The organism is Paenibacillus favisporus (genome assembly GCF_040545415.1).
GTDB classification, from domain to species: domain Bacteria; phylum Bacillota; class Bacilli; order Paenibacillales; family Paenibacillaceae; genus Paenibacillus_AQ; species Paenibacillus_AQ favisporus.
In genome coordinates, this window is sequence record NZ_JBEPLV010000006.1 from 164,300 (window position 1) to 183,883 (window position 19,584).

Sequence of the window (19,584 nt, forward strand, 5' to 3'; positions counted from 1 at the left end):
GTCGCATGGCAAAGATCGTTTTCGCATTGAACCAGTCTCTGGACGGATTCGTCGACCACGACCACCCGGCATTTCAGCCCGACCCCGTGCTATTCCGTCATTTCATCGACGACGTGCGCGGCCTGGCGGGCTGCCTGTACGGGCGCCGCATGTACGAGACCATGCGGTATTGGGACGAAGACCATTTGGAATGGGATGCGCCGGAACGGGAATACGCAGCGGCGTGGCAAAGCAAACCGAAGTGGGTGGTGTCGAGGACGTTAAAGTCCGTCGGTCCGAACGCTTCTCTGATCGAGGGCGACCTCGCAGCGGCCATACGTGGGCTGAAGGCTCAGCATGAAGGGGAGATTGAAGTTGCCGGGCCGGAGTTGGCCCACAGTCTAACGGAGCTCGGTCTCGTTGATGAGTATCGACTCTATCTCCATCCAGTCGTGCTGGGTCACGGCAAGCCGTTCTTCGCCGGTCCGCGGCCGCCGCTGCGCCTCGTGGCAAGCGATCGAATTGGCGAGAAGGTGATCCGGTTGACCTACGTTCCAGCTTAGTTATGCGGTTGACTCAGCGGCCTAAAGGGCACGTTACTTTCATAGGGGTTCTCCGGCTGTAGCGGCAGTCAGAGGACCCCTTGTTTCGAGGAATGGGAAAAGCCAAGAGGGTGAACATCACCTTCTTGGCTTTTGTAGTGTAGTGGCGGTAGAGGGGAGTCTAAACTAAGGGTTACAGATCGATTTTCCAGTTGCCCATCATTTTGGCGACTTCCGGATCGCGGTACGATAAGAAAAGACTTTCTCTCGTATCGAGGGTGGAAATTTGTTCGATATCGTCCGCGCTCAACTCAAAATCGAAAATGTTGAAATTTTCGACGATACGTTCTTTTTTCACCGATTTGGGAATGACAACAACTTCACGCTGAACAAGCCAGCGCAGCACGACCTGGGCGACGGACTTGTTGTATTTTTCCGCGATCGAGATCAGCACTTCGTTGCTAAACAGATTGTTACGTCCTTCAGCGAACGGTGACCACGACTGGTGCTGTACCCCCTGTTCTTTCATAAAAGCGGCGCTCTCGATCTGGTGGTAGAACGGGTGCGTTTCGATCTGATTGACGGCGGGCACGATTTCGTTATGCACGATAAGGTCCATCAGACGGTCGGGCAGGAAGTTGCTGACCCCAATCGCCTTGATTTTGCCTTCGCGGTACAGGTCCTCCATCGCTCGCCAAGCGCCGTAGTAATCGCCAAACGGCTGGTGAATCAGGTACAAATCGAGATAGTCGAGCTGCAGCTTTTTCAGGGATTTGGCAAAAGCCAGTTTGGCGCTCTCGTAGCCAGCATCCTGAACCCAGAGCTTGGTTGTGATGAACAGCTCCTCACGCGGTACGCCGCTGCGCTTAATCGCGCGTCCGACTGCTTCCTCATTCAGATACCCGGAAGCTGTGTCGATCAGGCGGTAACCGGCCATCAGCGCTTCATATACCGCATTCTCGCATTCTTCTGCATCGGGAATTTGGTAGACACCGAAGCCGATGATCGGCATTTGTACTCCGTTATTTAAAGTCACGGTTTGCATTGTAATTCCTCCCATGGGTTAAGTGTAAAACCGCAAACGGCCGTGAATCCCGGAAATCGGGCACCTCAGCGGGGCTTCCGCTTAGGGCCGGTTTGCTTTACAATAAGCCTACTACCTTCGTGTAACACGAAGGCAAGCCTCTATCAAAAATTTATTTTCCAAGGGGGATTACCATGCATACGGTCAAAGAAGCCGCCTTGATCACGGGACTTACCGAGCACGCCGTGCGCTTTTACACGGATAAAGGTCTGGTGCCGAGCGTACAGCGCGATAAAAACAACATTCGGATGTTCGACGAAGAATCGATCAACTGGCTGCTTGGCGTCAAATGCCTTAAGCAATCCGGGATGCCGATTGAAGTCATCAAAACGTACATCGATCTCTGTCTCGAAGGGGACTCGTCTATTCCGCAGCGCTACAAACTCATCATGGAACATAAAGAAGCCGCGCGCGTTAAGCTCGAAGAAGCCCAGCGGCACATTGCCCATTTGGAACAAAAAACGGAACTCTATCAGGCCATTCTGGAGCACCGCTCTCCAGACACGACCAATCCAGGCAACTGGGACAACATTCAGCATATGCATGGCGACGTATTTTACTCGCCTTCGGTTCAGAAGGCATAAGAGATATTCGTGAGCGGGTCAAAGGCGTTAATCGAAGGGTAGAAAATGGGTAGTTCTACAGATCAACCATAAAGTTTGGAGGTTTAATTCGGAAATGGAATATATTCTAATCATCATATCTCTCCTGATCATCATAAATTTATGGGCTAAGGTGAGTAAATTAGAAGGGCGTATAAAAGGAATGCAATATACCATAAACCAGTTAACCCAACAATCGGGACTGCCTGAAAATCCAATAAATGATGAACTTCGTCAGTTGATAAAAGAGGGTGAAGACGTAAAAGCCATTAAAAAAGCAAGAGAAACTTTAGGCCTTTCCCTGCTAGAGGGAAAAGAATATATTGATAAGTTGAAATCTGAAACCAGATAATGCTTAAAAAATGGATAAAGCCAAGAAGGGAGTTTGACCTTTCTTGGTTTCTTTGTATTTGGATAAACGACCAGGGCGAGCGACAAAATTTATTTTATCCGGGTAATATTGACTTAACTATTTTTAACCGGGTATAATTGGTGAAGAAATCAGAGAAGGAGATAGAGGCATGGGAAATGACCTAACGCGATTTTACTGCACGGCATTTTTGGGCGTGAGAGTCGTCGCCAGTGGTTCGTTACAGCACGTCGTTTCTACGGTAAAAGATACTCTGGATGACAGGGACCTCACACAGCTGCTTATATTTGACGATACCTCGGGGAAGCAAATCGATGTTGATTTTCACGGGAAGACAGACGACGTGCTCGATCGATTAGGAGAACAGTTCGGTGACTTGCCTCCCGATACGAAAGTGGATCATCAGCCTGCACGGCGGGTCGGCCGACCCAAGCTGGGGGTTGTATCCGGTGAGGTTACGTTATTGCCGCGGCATTGGGAATGGCTCAAGAGTCAACCTGGAGGGGCTTCGGTAACATTACGAAAACTCATTGATGAAGCTCGCCATGCTGGTGGAGAACAGAGCAAAAGACGAGAGTCCCAAGAAGCGACATATCACTTTATGACAGCCATGGCAGGGAACTTTCATCATTACGAGGAAGCGCTGCGGGCACTGTATGCTGGAGATGTGGATCGTTTTTACCACGTTATCGATGACTGGGCACCTGATATCAGAGACCATATCAAAAAATTATCCGCTAATGCATTCCTTGAAGAGAGCGTCTGAATGAAAGCATGTGGATGGAGGAGAACATGATGATGAACACTTTGAAAGTCAACGGCATGGATTTGGCCTATGACAGTTTTGGCAACGAAAATGACGAGGCGATCATCTTAATCGCCGGGCTTGGAACCCAGATGATACGATGGACGGTTCCGTTTTGTGAACTATTGGCAGCGCGGGGCTTTCGGGTGATCCGCTTTGACAATCGCGACGTGGGTTGCTCGACACACTTTAGCCATTACCAGACGCTGGATTTTAACGCACTGGCGGCTGCTCTCATGTCGGGACAGCGTCCGGACATTCCTTACACTCTCGACGACATGGCCAACGATGCTATCGGACTGCTCGACGCCCTTTCCATTGACCGGGCACATTTCGTTGGCAGGTCGATGGGCGGAATGATCGCCCAGATTGCTGCCAGTGAGTACCCTGACCGGGTTTTATCACTCACTTCCATCATGTCCAGTTCCGGTAATCCCGCCCTTCCGCCAACTTCCCCGGATGTCATGGCGATGATGACTCAACCGGCGCCGAACCCCTTTGAGGATGAAACAGGATTTTTGGCGCACAGCCTCTCTTTTGCTAAACGCATTGCCGGTACTGGCTATCCGTTTGAAGAGGACGCTTATCGGGCGCTCATTCTGGAGGAAGTCCAGCGAGCCTACGATCCAGGCAGTGTCGGACGACAAATTGCTGCGATCGCTGTCTCTGGTGACCGTCGTCCACGGCTGGCAATGATCAAAGTACCCGCACTTGTCATTCATGGGGTGGACGATCCCATGTTCCTCCCGGCGTGTGGCGAAGACACGGCTTCAGCCATTCCTGGCGCCGAGCTCATGTTGGTTGATGGCATGGGGCACGACTTGCCGCATCAACTGTACGAAGAAATCGCTGATGGCATAGAGCGGACGGCTCGCCGCAATTGACACGCGTTCCTGAAGAGCGACCAACCGGAGTCCGCGGTGCCCAGAGGGCTGTGCAGGCTCAGGGACGCAGTGCTGATCACAAGAGATAGACCGTAAACCTTTGTAAAGGGCGGTCTATTTCTTTTTCATGCAAATTTGATTCACCAAAGGCGAAGCTGTTAGCATAATACCAAGGGAACAAGGAAACCGTCATGTTTTTCCTTTTATTGTCTACACTAAGCATAACGGTACGCCGCCAGCTTAAAAAATCTTATACATCATCATTTTTCCTTGAAGGGGGACCTCTGTTTTGGATGCGCAGTTTTTAGATTTATTGGCCCAGCAATATGATACGGAAGAAAAAGTGATCACCGAGATCATCAACCTTGAAGCAATCTCCAACCTCCCCAAGGGAACCGAGCATTTTGTCAGTGATTTGCATGGAGAGTTCCAGGCTTTTCAGCATGTGCTCAGGAACGGTTCGGGTACCGTCAAAGAGAAAATCAAAGATTTGTTCCGTGAGGAATGGACGGATCAAGAAATCAGTGATTTTGCGGCATTAGTATATTATCCGGAAGAAAAAATTCAGCTGGTTAAAGGAGATCTGTGCAATAAACAAGCCTTGAACCGGTGGTATCGACAAACGATCGAACACATGCTTAAGCTCATTTCTTATGCCTCTTCCAAATACACGCGCTCGAAATTGCGTAAAGCTCTGCCGGAGCGGTTTGTATATATTGTCGAAGAGCTTCTATACAAAACGGATTTGACCCACAATAAAGATCCTTATTATGAGGAAATATACCGGCAAATTATCTCCCTGGGACAGGCGGACAAGCTCATTATCGGCCTTGCTTATACGACCCAGCGCCTGGTGGTTGACCATCTTCATGTGGTCGGAGATATTTATGACCGCGGGCCGGAACCGGATAAAATTATGGACACCCTGATCAACTACCATTCAGTAGACATCCAGTGGGGGAACCATGATGCCCTGTGGATCGGCGCCTATTCGGGTTCCCTGGTCTGCCTTGCGAATATTATCCGGATCTGCGCCAGATACGACAATCTGGACATCATCGAAGACGTATACGGAATCAATCTTCGTCCACTGCTGAACTTGGCGGAGAAGTACTATGATGACAATCCGGTCTTCAGACCGAAGCTGCAGGCGGACCACAACGTATCAGAGTCGGAAATTGTGCAGATTACCAAAATTCATCAAGCCATTGCCATGATCCAGTTTAAGCTTGAAATCCCGATTATCAAGAGACGCCCTTACTTCAATATGTCTGAAAGGCTTTTGCTGGAGAAGATCGATTACGACAACAATGAAATCAACATTGGCGGGAAAACTTACCCGCTGGAAAACACCTGTTTCGCTACTGTAAACCCGGAGCAGCCTGAACAATTGTTAGAGGAGGAGCAGCAGGTGCTGGAGAAGCTGCTGTTCTCCGTTCAGCATTCCGAAAAGCTGGCGAGACATATGAATTTTCTGATGAAAAAGGGCAGCCTTTATTTAAAATACAACGGGAATTTGTTAATCCACGGCTGTATTCCTTTGGACGAAGAAGGAAATATGGAAGAAATGCAGATCGAAGATCAACTGTATTCAGGCCGTCAGCTGCTCGATGTTTTTGAATATTATTTACGTTACGCCTTTGCGCATCCGGAAGAGACGGACGATCTGGCTACGGATATGGTGTGGTACATCTGGACAGGGGAGTGCTCCTCGCTCTTTGGAAAAAGAGAAATGACCACCTTTGAGCGGTACTTTATCCAAGATAAAGAAACCCATAAGGAGAGAAAGAACCCTTACTACCATTTGCGTGAACATGAGGAGATTTGCCGGAAAATCCTGCTGGATTTCGGGCTGAATCCGGATCATGGACATATCATCAACGGCCACACGCCGGTTAGAGAAATTCGTGGAGAGAACCCGGTTAAAGCGGGCGGGAAAATGGTCGTCATCGACGGCGGTTTTTCCAAAGCTTATCAGTCTACAACCGGCATTGCCGGGTATACGTTGCTGTATAATTCTTTTGGCATGCAGCTCGTCGCCCATCAGAAATTCAATTCCAGAGAAGATGTGTTATGTAACGGGACGGACGTATTGTCTGTCAAAAGACTGGTGGACAAAGAACTGGAGCGGAAGCTGGTGAGGGAAACCAACGTCGGGGAGAAGCTGCAGCAGAAAATATCCAATTTGAAGAATCTCCTGGAATATCGCTATATGAAATGAAGCAGCTGCGAAATGGAACCATGGCTTTAGGTAAGGAGTCGCCCGAGGGCGGCTTTTTTATTTTTAAAATGTTTTGCCTCCTGCAGTACCCTGACATAATGCTGTCAAGGTGGGTGGTCTAATATTAGTAATGTAAGCAAGACAAACGCCAACCCATTTGAGGAGGAAAATGAAATGACTACAGTTAACCCGAATTGTTACGAGGTAAGTGAAGCGATCCATCCTTTCCATATCGCCGTGCCACAGGATGATCTTGATGATCTTCGGTATCGTCTGTCCCGGACGCGGTGGCCTGAAACGATGAACGGGGCCGGCTGGAAATACGGCATTTCACTCGACTACATCAAAGAGTTGGCGTCCTACTGGCAGAATGAGTATGATTGGCGGAAATACGAGGCGCAATTGAACGAGTACCCGCAGTTTACAACGACAATCGACGGAGCCCAGATCCATTTCATGCATGTTCGCTCGCCAGAGCCAGATGCATTCCCATTGCTGCTTACCCACGCCTGGCCCAGTTCGATTGTGGAGTTTCTGGAATTGATCGGTCCGCTTAGCGATCCGCGCAACCACGGCGGCGATCCGGCGAACGCATTTCATCTCGTCATCCCTTCCGTTCCCGGATTCGGCTTCTCAGGTCCGGCGCTCGGCTCCGGCTGGAATATTGCCCGCATTGCAAAGGCATGGGATACGTTAATGAAACGTTTGGGATATGCAGAGTACGGGTCACACGGCAGCGACTGCGGCGCACTCGTGTCCAGAGAGCTTGGTATACAAAAGCCGGAAGGCCTGCGCGGCATCCATGTGCTGCAGTTATTTTCTTTCCCGTCAGGAGATCCTGCCGAGATGGTGGATTTATCGGAGGATGATCAGAAGCGGCTTCAATTTCTGGCGAATTTTCATGAACGGGCGGGCTTCAATTCGATCCAATCCACCCGGCCGCAGACGCTCTCCTACGGACTTGCGGATTCGCCGGCAGGTCAGCTCTCATGGATAGCCGAGTTATTTAACGGTTTCGGCGATCATGTGGATTTTATTGACAGGGATGCACTTCTGACGAATGTCACTCTGTACTGGTTGACCAATACGGCGGAATCGTCCGCCCGGTTATATTACGAGAACGCGCATCAGCAGCAGGAACCGCAAGGACCGAATACGACTCCGACAGGAGTGGCCGTGTTCGGAGATGATTTCAAATCGATAAAACGGTTTGCCGAACGCGACAATACCAATATTGTACACTGGTCGGAGTTTGAGTGCGGCACCCACTTTGCCGCTTTGGATGCGCCGGATCTTCTGATTCCCGACATTCAGTCATTCTTCAGAAGATACCGCTGATATCAGGGATATGGGAAAAAGCCAAGAGGGTGATGTTCACCCTCTTGGCTTTTTCATCAAACATCTTCAGCTGCTCGGCAAACAGCTTGGGCTGCTCCGGTTAGCCGTCTGGAAAAGAATCCAGATAAACAATATACTGTATAGAATGAACTAAAGAAATGAATGTCATAGATCTATAACCCTATAACTGTTTTTTATTGAGGTGAATATCAAATGGAAGAAATCGATGACTCAAAACAAATTGTATTACAAATCGGCGGTGCCTTGAAAAAGTACAGAAAAGAAAAAAATATGAGCTTGGACGACTTAGCGGAGTTAACGGGCGTCAGCAAACTTACTCTGGGGAATATCGAACGTGGCGAGACAAATCCAACGTTGGGGATGATATGGAAAATTTCAAAAGGCATATCTTTACCGCTATTGGCTTTGTTCAAATCAGAAGAACCTGTTAGTCTGTATCGGGCAGGGGAAGGACTGCGATTTTCTAATGGTCAAAAAAATTGGATCATTGAACCTGTCTTTAAAAGCAACGATATTGAAATGTGTCGGGCATACTTACAGCCGAATAGCTCATATTACCCTGAAGGTCATCATGTGAATACAACAGAAATTGCGACGGTCATGACGGGTTCCATTGAAATACAAGTCAACGGAGAGATTTACACATTGAATCAATATGATACGATGAGTTTTCGTGCAGATTATGCTCACTCTTATACGAATCCTACGGATAGTGAAACCGTACTCCATATATCCTTAAAGTATGGTTTCTAAAAATCGAAAATTCCTCTTATTAAGTACAACTCCGAATTCCATGATGGGATTCAGAGTTGTATTTTTGTTTTTAGATGAGATATGGTTTACTATAAAATACTTCTTGTTAAAAATAGTATACTATAATATACTTTTGTTGTTCGCGCGAATGTACTTGCATCATAGGCATGAATTCAGGAAGGAGAATTGAAGAATGCCGAAACAAAATATAAAAGCCGTACCATCCTCTATAGGGCTGATCATTCTCGGCATTATTGTTATTGCAGCTAATTTACGTACTCCCTTAACCTCTGTCGGTCCTTTAGTGAGTCTCATAAGGGATGACGTTCATATTTCAAATACATTAGCGGGCCTGATCACAACGGTACCCTTGCTTGCGTTTGCTTTATTATCTCCTCTAGTACCGAAATTAGGACGAAAATATGGGGTTGAACGTATCATTTTGATGGCCCTCATCTTCCTGACAGTTGGTATTGTCATACGTTCTTTGTCTGGCGCAGTTGATCTGTTTATTGGAACAGCCATTCTTGGATTCGCCATTGCCGTGTGTAATGTATTATTGCCAAGTATCATCAAAAGGGATTTCCCGAATAAAATTGGCTCCATGACAGGTGTTTACTCCATTTCAATGAGTTTATGCGGAGCAATCGCATCGGGAATCAGTGTACCAGTAGCCGTGAACGCAGGTCTAAAATGGCAGGGAGCATTGGGAATATGGGGGATGCTAAGCTTTGTTTCGGTCCTCTGTTGGTTACCCCAATTAAGAAATCAAACGAAGCAAACGGCCACGACGAGTCAACAGGTGGCCGGCAACGAGGTGAATGTTTGGAGATCCCCGCTTGCCTGGCAAGTAACCTTGTTTATGGGGATACAGTCCATGGTTTTCTATGTGTTGATCGCATGGTTGCCTGAAATTTTAAAGCAGCAAGGAATTGATTCCAGCCAATCCGGATGGTACCTCTCGATCATGCAGTTGGCTATGCTTCCATTTACCTTTATTGTCCCCGTTATTGCTGGGCGCATGTCCAGCCAACGTTTGTTAGTAGTTATCACAACCATGTTGCTGTTGACGGGAACGCTCGGGATCCTTTACGGCAGCTCCGATATCATTCTGTTGTGGATCATCTTACTCGGAATCGGTGGAGGCTTCGCCTTTAGTTTGTCCATGATGTTTTTCGGGTTACGTACTGAAAATGCGCATCAGGCAGCGGAACTGTCCGGCATGGCACAATCGATCGGATATCTGCTTGCCGCAATCGGTCCTGCCCTTATCGGATATCTGCATGATGCGACAAATAGTTGGAACCTGCCGCTTTTCATTCTGCTTGGCGCTTCGGTCTTACTCTTTGTAGTCGGTTTAGGCGCAGCAAAAAACCGTTATGTAGGTAGCCGAAATCGTTACGAGCTGCCACGGAAAGGATGATTGGAATGTTTGACAAAATGATGGTGGCGATTGATCAAGCTGAAATAACGAACAAGCTCCTTGATGCAGCCGTTGAAATAGCCCAAAAGAAAAAAACGCAAGTTACCTTGGTTCATGTCAGCCAGGAATATGTGTCGAATGGCATGACCTATGTACCAGAGAATTTCTTGGAAGACATATTGAACGAAATGGAGAAAGCGGGTTTGGAACAGCTGCAGCAAGCCGAATCTAAATTGAAATCTGCGGGGATTAACCCGGAAACCGTTCATCTTAAGGGTGATCCTGCACATGAAATATTAAATTATGCAAGGGATACCGAGCAGCAACTTATTATTATCGGAAGCCGTGGGCTAAGGGGCATCAAAGAAATGATGCTTGGAAGCGTCAGCCACAAGGTTTCACAGCTATCCCATTGTCCAGTCCTCATTATGCATTAACTCAATTGAAGATGCAGGGAAGAAACGTAGCTTTTATGAAGCCATTGGATATGGAACATCGGTTAATGTCATCTGTCAGCAGGGGATATGGGAAAAAGCCAAGAGGGTGAAGATTACCTTCTTGGCTTTTTTGGTGTAGTCAAGAGGCTGCCCGAGGCGATTCTATTAAAAATATTATGTTTAGAATCCAGGCAAGTCGATTGTTAGATTCGTTGCTAAAACCTATAATGGAGAGTGATATGGAAGGAATAAAATAACAGTTTGATAGATGAATAGAAAAACAAGGAGAGGTCTATGTGTACCATGTGAAAAAAATATGGAGGTTATTTCTGTGTTTGATCATTATAGCGGGGGCGCTTCCTTTAACAACTATCAATAAAGCGTCCGCCAGTGCTGAAGCAGCCGCTGTCCAGTCGGCGGGGAGCACGCCAGTCAGCGACGATGTGGTTAATTTGGCCGAATCCCCCTCTCAGGGAACGGGCCAGTCTGACACGGGACCGTTAACGGCCACCGTTGTGGTGGCCAAGGATAAACTAATCATTGGGGATTCTTCAACGGTTACGATCACGTTCTCGGAAGCGGTGACCGAATTTACGAATGATGATCTGAAGGTGGGTAACGGCACATTAGATCCCTTAACCTCTTCAGATGACGGCATCACCTGGGTGGCGACGCTGGTTCCTAGTCCGAACAGCCAAGCCAAGGATAATGTCATAACGCTCGACTTAACGGGTGTAAAAGATGCTGCAGGCAATCCGGGAACGGGAACCACAAATTCCAACAATTACGAGGTTGATACATCGCGCCCAACGGCTGCGGTTATGACGGACAAGGATAAGCTGGGCATCGGTCAGACTTCAACGGTAACGATCAAATTCTCGGAAGCGGTGACCGGTTTCGATCTAGCCGACATGACTCCGCAAAACGGCATTTTAAGTAACCTAAGCACTTCAGACAACATCACGTACACGGTGACCCTGACGCCCGCAGCGGGTCTCAACGTCCAAAACAATGTCATAACGCTTACCTTAGCGGGTGTAATGGATAACGCAGGCAACCCGGGAACGGGAACAATCGCCTCTAACCCCTACGAGTTGGATTCAAAGCGGCCAACGGCCACGATTACGATTGCCAATTCCAAACTGATGGCCGGCCAGACTACAACCGTGACATTTACGTTTTCAGAAGTGGTAATGGGTTTCGACTTATATGACCTGACGGTGGCTAATGGCACATTAAGTAACCTCAGTTCGAGTGACGGTGGCAAGATGTGGTCGGCGACCCTGACGCCGGCCTCGGGTATACAGGATAACACTAATATTATCACGCTTGATTATACAGGAGTGGCGGATCTCGCCGGCAATGTAGGTGAAGGAACTATCAATTCCGCCAACTACGAGATTGATACTGTACGCCCAACAGCCACCATTGTGGTTGCCGACAATGAGCTAAAGACAGGCGAAACTTCACTTGTGACCATCACTTTCTCGGAGGCGGTGTCAGACTTTAACTTATCCAGCCTTACGGCGAGTAACGGGACACTAAGTAATCTCACTTCGATCGACGGGGGAAGGACTTGGAATGTTACGCTGACGCCTAATGCTAACGTCAATACGGCTGACAATTTCGTTACGCTCGACAACAGTATGGTGCATAATGCGGCCGGCAATTCATTGGGGGAGGGAGTAACAAAATCCAATCCCTATACTGTCGATACGGTGCTGCCATCTGCGGCATTGAGCCATTTGACCATATCGAGCGGCACATTAAGCCCTGCTTTTGTACCCGAAACGACAAGCTATACCGCCAATGTTCCTTATGCTGTATCCAGCATAAAAGTAAACGCGGCAATGAAGGATAACAGCGCCACGATGACCGTGAACGGAAGTCCGGTAGCCAGCGGGCAACCAAGTCAGGATATTTCATTAAACGTAGGTGTAAACTCCATTACGGTGGTTGTAATAGCTGAGGATCTTTCGACTAAGACCTACACGATCTCCGTTACACGTGCTAATCGCGAGACAAATGAGGGCGGGAGCCGCGACAATGGTGGCAGTAGCAGCGTCAGTAGTGGTGGAAGTGTAAGCAGCGGCTGTTCAACAACACCGGTAATCCCGAGCGATAACAAAATAATCTCTACGGATGGTCAATTAACCCTTCCTCCAGGTAAAGTCGGAGAGGTTCGATTAGGAGATGCCATCACGATTTCTGTTCCAGCATGTGCGACAAAGCAAGAGCTGAAATTAGCGATCGAAAAAATACCGGACACTCATCAATTTATAACTCATAATGAAGTTTTCCTTAGCCCGGTATTTGAGCTTTCAAAAAATGTACCGGCATACTTCGATAAATCGGTAACACTAACTTTTGCATTTGACCCGGCAAGCTTGAAAAGCAATCAAACGGCGGCTGTTTTTTATTATGATGAAGCGAAGAAAATTTGGATCATGGTTCCGGCCGGCAGGGTACAGGAAAACCGCATTGCTGTCACTGTCGATCACTTCACAAAGTTTGCAGTACTTGCCATAGATCAGGTAACCGGGTTAACCGTCATCAGCAACCCAGCGGAATTTGGCGATATCTCCGGACACTGGGCGGAAGCCAGCATCAAGCAGGCGGCAGGCACCGGAATCGTCACCGGTTATCCTGACGGCACGTTTAAACCGGGCAAAACGGTCACCCGCGCAGAGTTCGCGGTAATGCTTGTAAATACGCTAGGCCTCAAAAAGACAGGAGCTGAGCTGACCTTTATCGATTCAGCCAGTATCGGTGCTTGGGCACAAAATGCGGTCGCACAAGTGGTGCAGCTAGGCATGATGAAAGGATACGAAAACGGTTCTTTCCGTCCGAACGCAGAAATCACACGCGCTGAGATAGCCGTCACCATTACCAATGCTGTGGGCCAGATCAGCAAGGGCACTCCGGAAGCAGGCTTCGCGGATGACAGCGAAATTCCGGATTGGGCCAAGGGCAGCGCTGCATTTCTGAAACAAAACGGGATTATACTTGGGAAAGACGGCAACCGGTTCGCTCCCCAAGAAGCTGCTACAAGAGCTGAGGCTGTGACGGTCCTGCTGAATATGTTCGTACTTCGAGGGTAGATGAAATTTTAACCCTATGAACGATTGATGTTATGAAGAAGGCTCCCGGCATAAAACGCTGGGGGCCTTTTTTTGTGACGATTTGAAAAATGACTTTCTATCAGAAGGTATCATGCTAAAAGTTTGTAAAAGTTACCCGAAGAGGAGCCGGTCGATACCCAGGTATTTACGCCTGATTGTCGTCCGGCTTTTTCTCGTTATTTAGTGGGAATTTAATTTCAAAATAGGAAAAAAGGGTGCGGGAAGAAAGTCGTATCCCACAAAAACGGTTTAACTCTGATTCGATCCTAAGAAAAGGGATATTCCACAGATGGTGGAGACTGGAAAAAGCGTATCATTTCGGGGCAGGCGAGAATTTGAACGTTTGGAAAGAGGAGGAGGTGAGCATGAGTTTCGAGTTTTTTCGACGACTAGGCATGATTCCTCATTTTCGGGAAACCGCATTGACTGATTAAAAGCGCATTCATATACTTGAGCCTAAATTTGGATTTGTTAGTTATTTTAACAAAGTAAGGTGGTGGATGACATCGTGATCGGTAGGGGGAAAACCGGGAACGCCAAATTCGTCAAGCAGATGAACCGGGAAGGTATATTGCATCAGCTCCGGCAGGAGCCCCGCTTGTCACGAGCCGAACTGGCAGTAAAAACGAAGCTTAGCCGTCCTTGTGTCTCGGCATTGGTGGAAGAGATGATTCATGAAGGGCTCATTCGTGAGGTGGGTACAGGAGAATCCAGAGGGGGGCGCAGGCCGATCCTGTTGGAATACAATGTGCAGGCGTACGCGGTCGTAGGCGCGGTGTTTGAAGGTAGCGAGCTTGAAATGGCGGTAGCCGATATGAAGGGCGAGCTGATTGCCCAAATGCATACGCGTTTGAAGCAGCCGGTGGATGGGGAATCCGCGCTTCAGGCGCTCGAGGAGACGCTGGCGCGTCTGCTGGATATGAGCGGGACGGATCGGGGCCGGGTGATCGGAATCGGCGTTGGGCTTCCGGGCATTACGCAGCGCCGAAGCGGCACCGTCAGCCATGCTCCAAGCACGGGCTGGATGGACCTCCCCGTAGGCAAGGAGATTGAAGAGCGCCTTCAGCTGCCGGTAGTGCTGGATAATGACGTTAACATGATGACGCAGGGCGAATTTTTCGGCGGGGCCGGGTCTGGCGTATCCAGCCTGGTGTATATGTACGTCGGAACCGGGATCGGCGCCGGCATTATCCTTGACAAGCAACTGTACCGCGGAAGCAAGGAGGCCTCCGGAGAAATCGGGTATATGCGGATCGGTGACTCGCCGGGAAGACGCAAAGGCGAATTCGGTGTGTTCGAAAAGAATTTCTCGGTGAACGGCATACACGGTAAAGCGAAGGCGCTTGGGCTTGAAGTCGACCCGGAGACGAGCATTCTCCGGCAGTTAATCCAGCTGAGCGAGGAAGGAAGCTCGCAGGCGGAGGGACTGCTAAATGACGTGTATCACGGCTGGGCTTCGGGAATCGCCAATACGGTCAGTGTGCTCGATCCCGAGATGCTGGTCTTGAGCGGCGAGATGGTGCATTTGAACGAAGCCGGACTGAACCGGATCCGCGAGCTGCTGCTGGATTGGGTGCCGGTGATGCCAGAAATCCGCTTGGCGGCGCTGCGAGAGCGCGCGGGGCTCATGGGTGCGGTGCACAGCGTGCTTGAAGCGCATTCGTACGCATCCAGGTAGTTAATATTTCGAATTATAAATTAGGGGGATTAACAATGGCAAAGAAATGGTTCAAGCTCGGCATGATGTCCATCGCTCTGACAATGACGGTCGGTCTGACCGCTTGCGGCGGCGGAGACAAGGAACAGGCCGCCTCTGGTGAAGCGGGTGGGGACAAAGGATCACAGAAGCTCGTCATCTACACCGCCCGCGACAAAAACGTCGTCGAGCAGATCCTGCCGAAGTTCGAGGAGCTGAACCCGGATATCGACGTCGAAGTGATGACGATGGGCGCCCAGCAGATCATGGAGCGGGTGCGCGGCGAGAAGGCCAACCCGCAGGCTGACTTCTGGTGGGGCGGCACGCAGTCTTCTTTTATCACGGCGGCGAATGAAGGGCTGCTGGAATCGTATAAGCCGAGCTATGCGGACAGCATTCCGGCCGAATACAAAGACGAGCAGGACCGCTGGTACGGGGAGATGCTGCTGCCCGAGGTCATCATGTACAACTCCGAGGCGGTGAAGAAAGAGGATGCCCCGAAGGATTGGGATGATTTGCTCGATCCGAAATGGAAGGATCAAATTCTGATCCGCGGCGTCATGGCGTCCGGCACGATGAGAACGATCTATGATGCCATGATATACCGCCAAGATCCCGCGAATCCGGAAAAAGGCTACGAGTGGCTGAAAAAGCTCGATGCCAATACGAAAGAGTACACGCAAGACCCGACCCAATTGTACTTGAAGCTGGCCCGTCAGGAAGGAAAGCTGTCGCTGTGGAACCTGCAGGACATTCTGATCCAGAAGGAGCTGCAGAAGCAGCCGTTTGACTACATCTATCCGACCAGCGGTGCACCGATATTGGTGGATGGTGTCGGTATTATCAAGGGTGCCAAAAACTTGGACGCGGCGAAGAAGTTTTTTGATTTTATTTTTGATGAAGGCCAGCTTAAGGAAAAGGCGGACAAGCTGTTCCAGATTCCGACCCGGACCGATATCGACAAAAGCCAGTTCCCGGACTGGTACAAAAACCTCGATACCAAGCCGCTGGACCTGGATTGGACGGTTCTGGCGGATAAAGAGAAGGAATGGATGCAGTACTGGGATGAGAATATCAAAGGCAAGGGCGGCAAATAACGGATTGCTGCTTGATGAGCAAAGTTCTGCAACCATATAAGTTAAATCAAAGAATACGATGCAGGCAAGGGAGTAAAATGATTCCGAAGAAGCGGAGCGGTCGCATTTGGCTTTCGGATTTCTACCTTAAGGGTCATATACTATCAAGAAATCCGAAAACAAGAGCGATCATAGGAACAGTTTACGTACTTGCCCCCCCATCATCCATTTCAATAGATCAACTTATGTAGCTACTTATTTGCATCTGAACGTTAATGACTTGAAGGAGGACGAATGATGATCGGAGTCACGCTGGACCGCGTCAGCAAAACATTCGGTGGGGCCAAGGGTGTGGAGGAGGTTGACGTACATATCAATCCGGGCGAGTTTTTTACCTTTCTGGGTCCGAGCGGCTGCGGCAAAACGACCACTTTGCGCATGATCGCCGGATTCTATTACCCCAGCGACGGACGAATCTTGTTCGGTGAGCATAATGTCACCCACATGCCGCCCAATAAGCGCAACACGGGCATGGTATTTCAAAACTACGCCTTATTTCCGCACATGACCGTATTCGAGAATATTGCTTTCGGTCTTCAAGTCCGGAAACAGGGAAAAGCTGAAATTAACGAGAAGGTCACGCGCGCCCAAAAGCTGGTGCATCTCGACGGCTACGGGCAGCGCCGTATCGATCAATTGTCCGGCGGGCAGCAGCAGCGGGTTGCGCTCGCTCGCGCACTGGTGATCGAGCCGAATATTCTCCTGCTCGATGAGCCCTTGTCCAACCTCGATGCCAAGCTGCGGGAAGAGACAAGGCAGGAAATCAAGCGGCTTCAGCTGGAGCTGGGCATTACTACGATTTACGTCACGCATGATCAATCGGAAGCGATGTCCATGTCGGACCGGATCATGGTCATGAAGGATGGCGTCGTGCAGCAGATCGGTACGCCGCATGAAATATACAACCGCCCGGTCAACCGTTTCGTCGCTTCGTTTATCGGGGAGTCCAATCTGTGGGAAGGCACGGTGGAGCGGCTGGAAGGCGGGATGGTAGACGTTCGGCTCGCACCGGATTTGCGGCTGACCGGCCTCGCCAAAAACGCCTCGCCCGAATGCAAGCTGGCGGTGGGACAGAAGGTTACATTGTCGGTACGCCCGGAGGCTGTCCGGGAGGCCGCCGCGTCCGAACGCGGAGAGGCCAATACGATGGCCGTGAAGGTGCTGCTATCGGAATTCACCGGGATCAGTGTGAATTATATGGCTCAGGCCGGCCCGCTGTCCGTGAAGGCGATGTTTGTCGGGCAGGGGCACCGGATGAGGGAGCGGGACGAGGAAGTGTTGTTTTACGTGGCGCCGGACAGCATTTATTTTTTGGAATAGGGGGTGACCCGAAGCGATGAACAAACCTCAGCCTCAATTGGCACCGCCGCCTATTCGCCCAAGCAGCCGATGGAATTCGCTGACGAGATCGCCGCATTTTGTATATGTGCTGATTGCGCCGTTATTTCTTATCCTACTGGCATATGTCATCTATCCGTTCTTCCAGACGTTCCGGCAGAGTTTGCAGTTGGACGGCGGCTTTTCGCTCCAAAACTACTCGCGTTTCTTCAGTCTGGAACATACGGCGAATCTGGAGGCCCTGTGGACGAGTGTATACATTTCGGTACTCAGTGTGATCACCTGCGGCATCGTGGGAGTGGCTATGGCATTCCTGCTCGAGAGGTACGAGTTCCCCGGCCGCAAGCTCTTGTCGGTGCTTGTCCTCGTGCCGATGGCGCTGCCGCCATTGATCGGGGTGTTATCTTTTGAATTTTTGTACGGCTCCAGCGGGATTATTCCGCGGGGACTGCAGCATCTGCTTCATCTGGACAAGCCGCCTTTTACGCTGAAAGGGATTTGGGGCGTGCTGGTGGTCCATACGTTTACGATGTACACCTATTTTTATATGACGGCGTCTTCGGCGATCAAGGGGCTTGATCCGTCGCTTGAGGAAGCTGCAGCGAATCTGGGGGCGAACCGGTTCACCATCTGGCGCCGGGTGATTCTGCCCATGCTGACGCCGGCCATCGTTGCGGCATCGCTGCTCGTTTTTATGATCTCGATGGCGTCGTACACCGCGCCGCTGATCTTCGGCATTGAACGGACGATGACGATGCAGATTTATCTGTCCCGCACCAACGGCGACTTGGATATGGCTTCGACGCAATCGACGCTGCTGTCCGTCGTGTCCATTCTGTTTCTTATTCTGATGCGGTGGTACCAAGGCGCGCGGAACTACCAAAACATGAGCAAAGGCGTCAGCGTTCACCGGACCGAGGTGAAAAGCAAAGCGGGCAGAAACACCGCGATGGTTCTCTCTTTTCTCGGGGTGCTCGTGCTGATGCTGCCGATCCTCGTGATCGTGCTGCTTGCTTTTTCCGAAGACGGGAAGTGGACGACCCAAGTGCTGCCGCCGTCTTATACGCTGGACCATTTCAAGGATCTCTTCACCGACAGCAAAACATGGCGTCCCATCGCCAACAGCTTCAAAATCAGCATCGCGGCGACGATCGGCAACCTGCTGTTCGGCGTCGCAGCCGCCTATGCCATCGTGCGCATGAACTTTAAAGGGAAGACGCTGCTCGATATTCTGATCATGCTGCCCTGGGCGCTACCGGGCACGGTCGTGGCCGTAAACCTCATCACGGCGTTCAGCGAGCCCAATGCGTTTTCCTTTGGACAGGTACTGATCGGCAGCTTCTGGATTTTGCCGCTGGCTTATTTCGTCCGGCATCTGCCGCTGATCTTCCGCTCGACCTCGTCCACGCTGATGCAAACCGACCGCTCGGTGGAGGAAGCGGCGCGAAATTTGGGAGCGTCCTGGTGGTACACCTTCCGCCGCGTCGTGTTTCCGATGGCGCTGAGCGGCATCCTGGCGGGCACGCTGCTGGCGCTTGTGGAAGGCATCGGCGAGTTCGTCGCCTCGATTCTGCTGTATACCAACAAGACGACGCCGATCTCGGTCGAGATTTTTCAGCGGATGTACGCCTTTGAATTCGGAACTGCCTGCGCGTACGGCGTGCTGCAAATCGTCATGATTATTCTCGTGCTTTACGTTTCCCGGAGGCTGACCGGCGGCAATGCCGGCTCCGCGATTTGACCGATAGATTTTCCTGAACCTGAAGCGGTAAAAGAATACCTTTTTTCATTACGCGGCGACCTGTCCGATAAAAGGCGAGCCGATTGCGATAA

General features: G+C 50.1%; 16 protein-coding genes. 15 read left to right on the forward strand and 1 reads right to left on the reverse strand.

Annotation, left to right across the window (positions count from 1 at the left end; all coding sequences use genetic code 11):
* The first annotated feature begins 5 nt into the window (after positions 1 to 5).
* Positions 6 to 542, forward strand: coding sequence for a dihydrofolate reductase family protein (locus ABID47_RS24745; protein ID WP_354500713.1), 537 nt, complete (start codon positions 6 to 8; stop codon positions 540 to 542).
* Positions 543 to 714: 172 nt separating this feature from the next.
* Here the strand turns inward: ABID47_RS24745 and ABID47_RS24750 are convergent, their stop codons facing one another.
* Positions 715 to 1,566 (reverse strand): aldo/keto reductase, encoded by an 852-nt coding sequence (locus ABID47_RS24750; protein ID WP_354500715.1) that lies wholly within the window; start codon positions 1,564 to 1,566, stop codon positions 715 to 717.
* 173 nt (positions 1,567 to 1,739) lie between these two features.
* Between ABID47_RS24750 and ABID47_RS24755 the strand changes: the two genes are divergently transcribed.
* From ABID47_RS24755 to ABID47_RS24820, 14 genes are all read left to right on the forward strand, one after another.
* Positions 1,740 to 2,189 (forward strand): MerR family transcriptional regulator, encoded by a 450-nt coding sequence (locus ABID47_RS24755; RefSeq protein ID WP_354500717.1) that lies wholly within the window; start codon positions 1,740 to 1,742, stop codon positions 2,187 to 2,189.
* A gap of 94 nt (positions 2,190 to 2,283) precedes the next feature.
* Positions 2,284 to 2,559 (forward strand): hypothetical protein, encoded by a 276-nt coding sequence (locus tag ABID47_RS24760; protein WP_354500719.1) that lies wholly within the window; start codon positions 2,284 to 2,286, stop codon positions 2,557 to 2,559.
* Positions 2,560 to 2,728: 169 nt separating this feature from the next.
* Positions 2,729 to 3,343: a DUF2239 family protein gene (locus ABID47_RS24765; protein WP_354500721.1), complete on the forward strand. Its 615-nt coding sequence runs from the start codon at positions 2,729 to 2,731 to the stop codon at positions 3,341 to 3,343.
* Between the two features lie 32 nt (positions 3,344 to 3,375).
* Positions 3,376 to 4,266 carry an alpha/beta fold hydrolase gene (locus ABID47_RS24770; protein ID WP_354501210.1) on the forward strand — a complete coding sequence of 297 codons (891 nt, stop codon included), beginning with the start codon at positions 3,376 to 3,378 and terminating at the stop codon, positions 4,264 to 4,266.
* A 289-nt stretch (positions 4,267 to 4,555) separates the two neighbouring features.
* Positions 4,556 to 6,487, forward strand: a complete 1,932-nt coding sequence (locus ABID47_RS24775) for a fructose-1,6-bisphosphatase (protein WP_354500723.1) — start codon at positions 4,556 to 4,558, stop codon at positions 6,485 to 6,487.
* A gap of 174 nt (positions 6,488 to 6,661) precedes the next feature.
* Entirely contained in the window at positions 6,662 to 7,825 is a 1,164-nt protein-coding gene (locus tag ABID47_RS24780) for an epoxide hydrolase family protein (RefSeq protein ID WP_354500725.1), read from the forward strand.
* Positions 7,826 to 8,038: 213 nt separating this feature from the next.
* Positions 8,039 to 8,599 (forward strand): helix-turn-helix domain-containing protein, encoded by a 561-nt coding sequence (locus ABID47_RS24785; protein WP_145141191.1) that lies wholly within the window; start codon positions 8,039 to 8,041, stop codon positions 8,597 to 8,599.
* 193 nt (positions 8,600 to 8,792) lie between these two features.
* A complete protein-coding gene (locus ABID47_RS24790) occupies positions 8,793 to 10,022 on the forward strand; it encodes a CynX/NimT family MFS transporter (protein ID WP_354500728.1) in 1,230 nt (409 codons plus the stop codon).
* Positions 10,023 to 10,027: 5 nt separating this feature from the next.
* Complete coding sequence (locus tag ABID47_RS24795) at positions 10,028 to 10,459, forward strand: universal stress protein (RefSeq protein ID WP_354500730.1); 432 nt, start codon at positions 10,028 to 10,030, stop codon at positions 10,457 to 10,459.
* 335 nt (positions 10,460 to 10,794) lie between these two features.
* Complete coding sequence (locus tag ABID47_RS24800; protein ID WP_354500732.1) at positions 10,795 to 13,560, forward strand: Ig-like domain-containing protein; 2,766 nt, start codon at positions 10,795 to 10,797, stop codon at positions 13,558 to 13,560.
* 529 nt (positions 13,561 to 14,089) lie between these two features.
* Entirely contained in the window at positions 14,090 to 15,259 is a 1,170-nt protein-coding gene (locus ABID47_RS24805; protein ID WP_354500734.1) for an ROK family transcriptional regulator, read from the forward strand.
* Between the two features lie 35 nt (positions 15,260 to 15,294).
* Positions 15,295 to 16,374 carry an extracellular solute-binding protein gene (locus ABID47_RS24810; protein WP_089548848.1) on the forward strand — a complete coding sequence of 360 codons (1,080 nt, stop codon included), beginning with the start codon at positions 15,295 to 15,297 and terminating at the stop codon, positions 16,372 to 16,374.
* Between the two features lie 276 nt (positions 16,375 to 16,650).
* Complete coding sequence (locus ABID47_RS24815) at positions 16,651 to 17,733, forward strand: ABC transporter ATP-binding protein (protein WP_354501212.1); 1,083 nt, start codon at positions 16,651 to 16,653, stop codon at positions 17,731 to 17,733.
* Positions 17,734 to 17,749: 16 nt separating this feature from the next.
* Positions 17,750 to 19,492: an ABC transporter permease gene (locus ABID47_RS24820; RefSeq protein ID WP_354500736.1), complete on the forward strand. Its 1,743-nt coding sequence runs from the start codon at positions 17,750 to 17,752 to the stop codon at positions 19,490 to 19,492.
* The last annotated feature ends 92 nt before the right edge of the window (positions 19,493 to 19,584 follow it).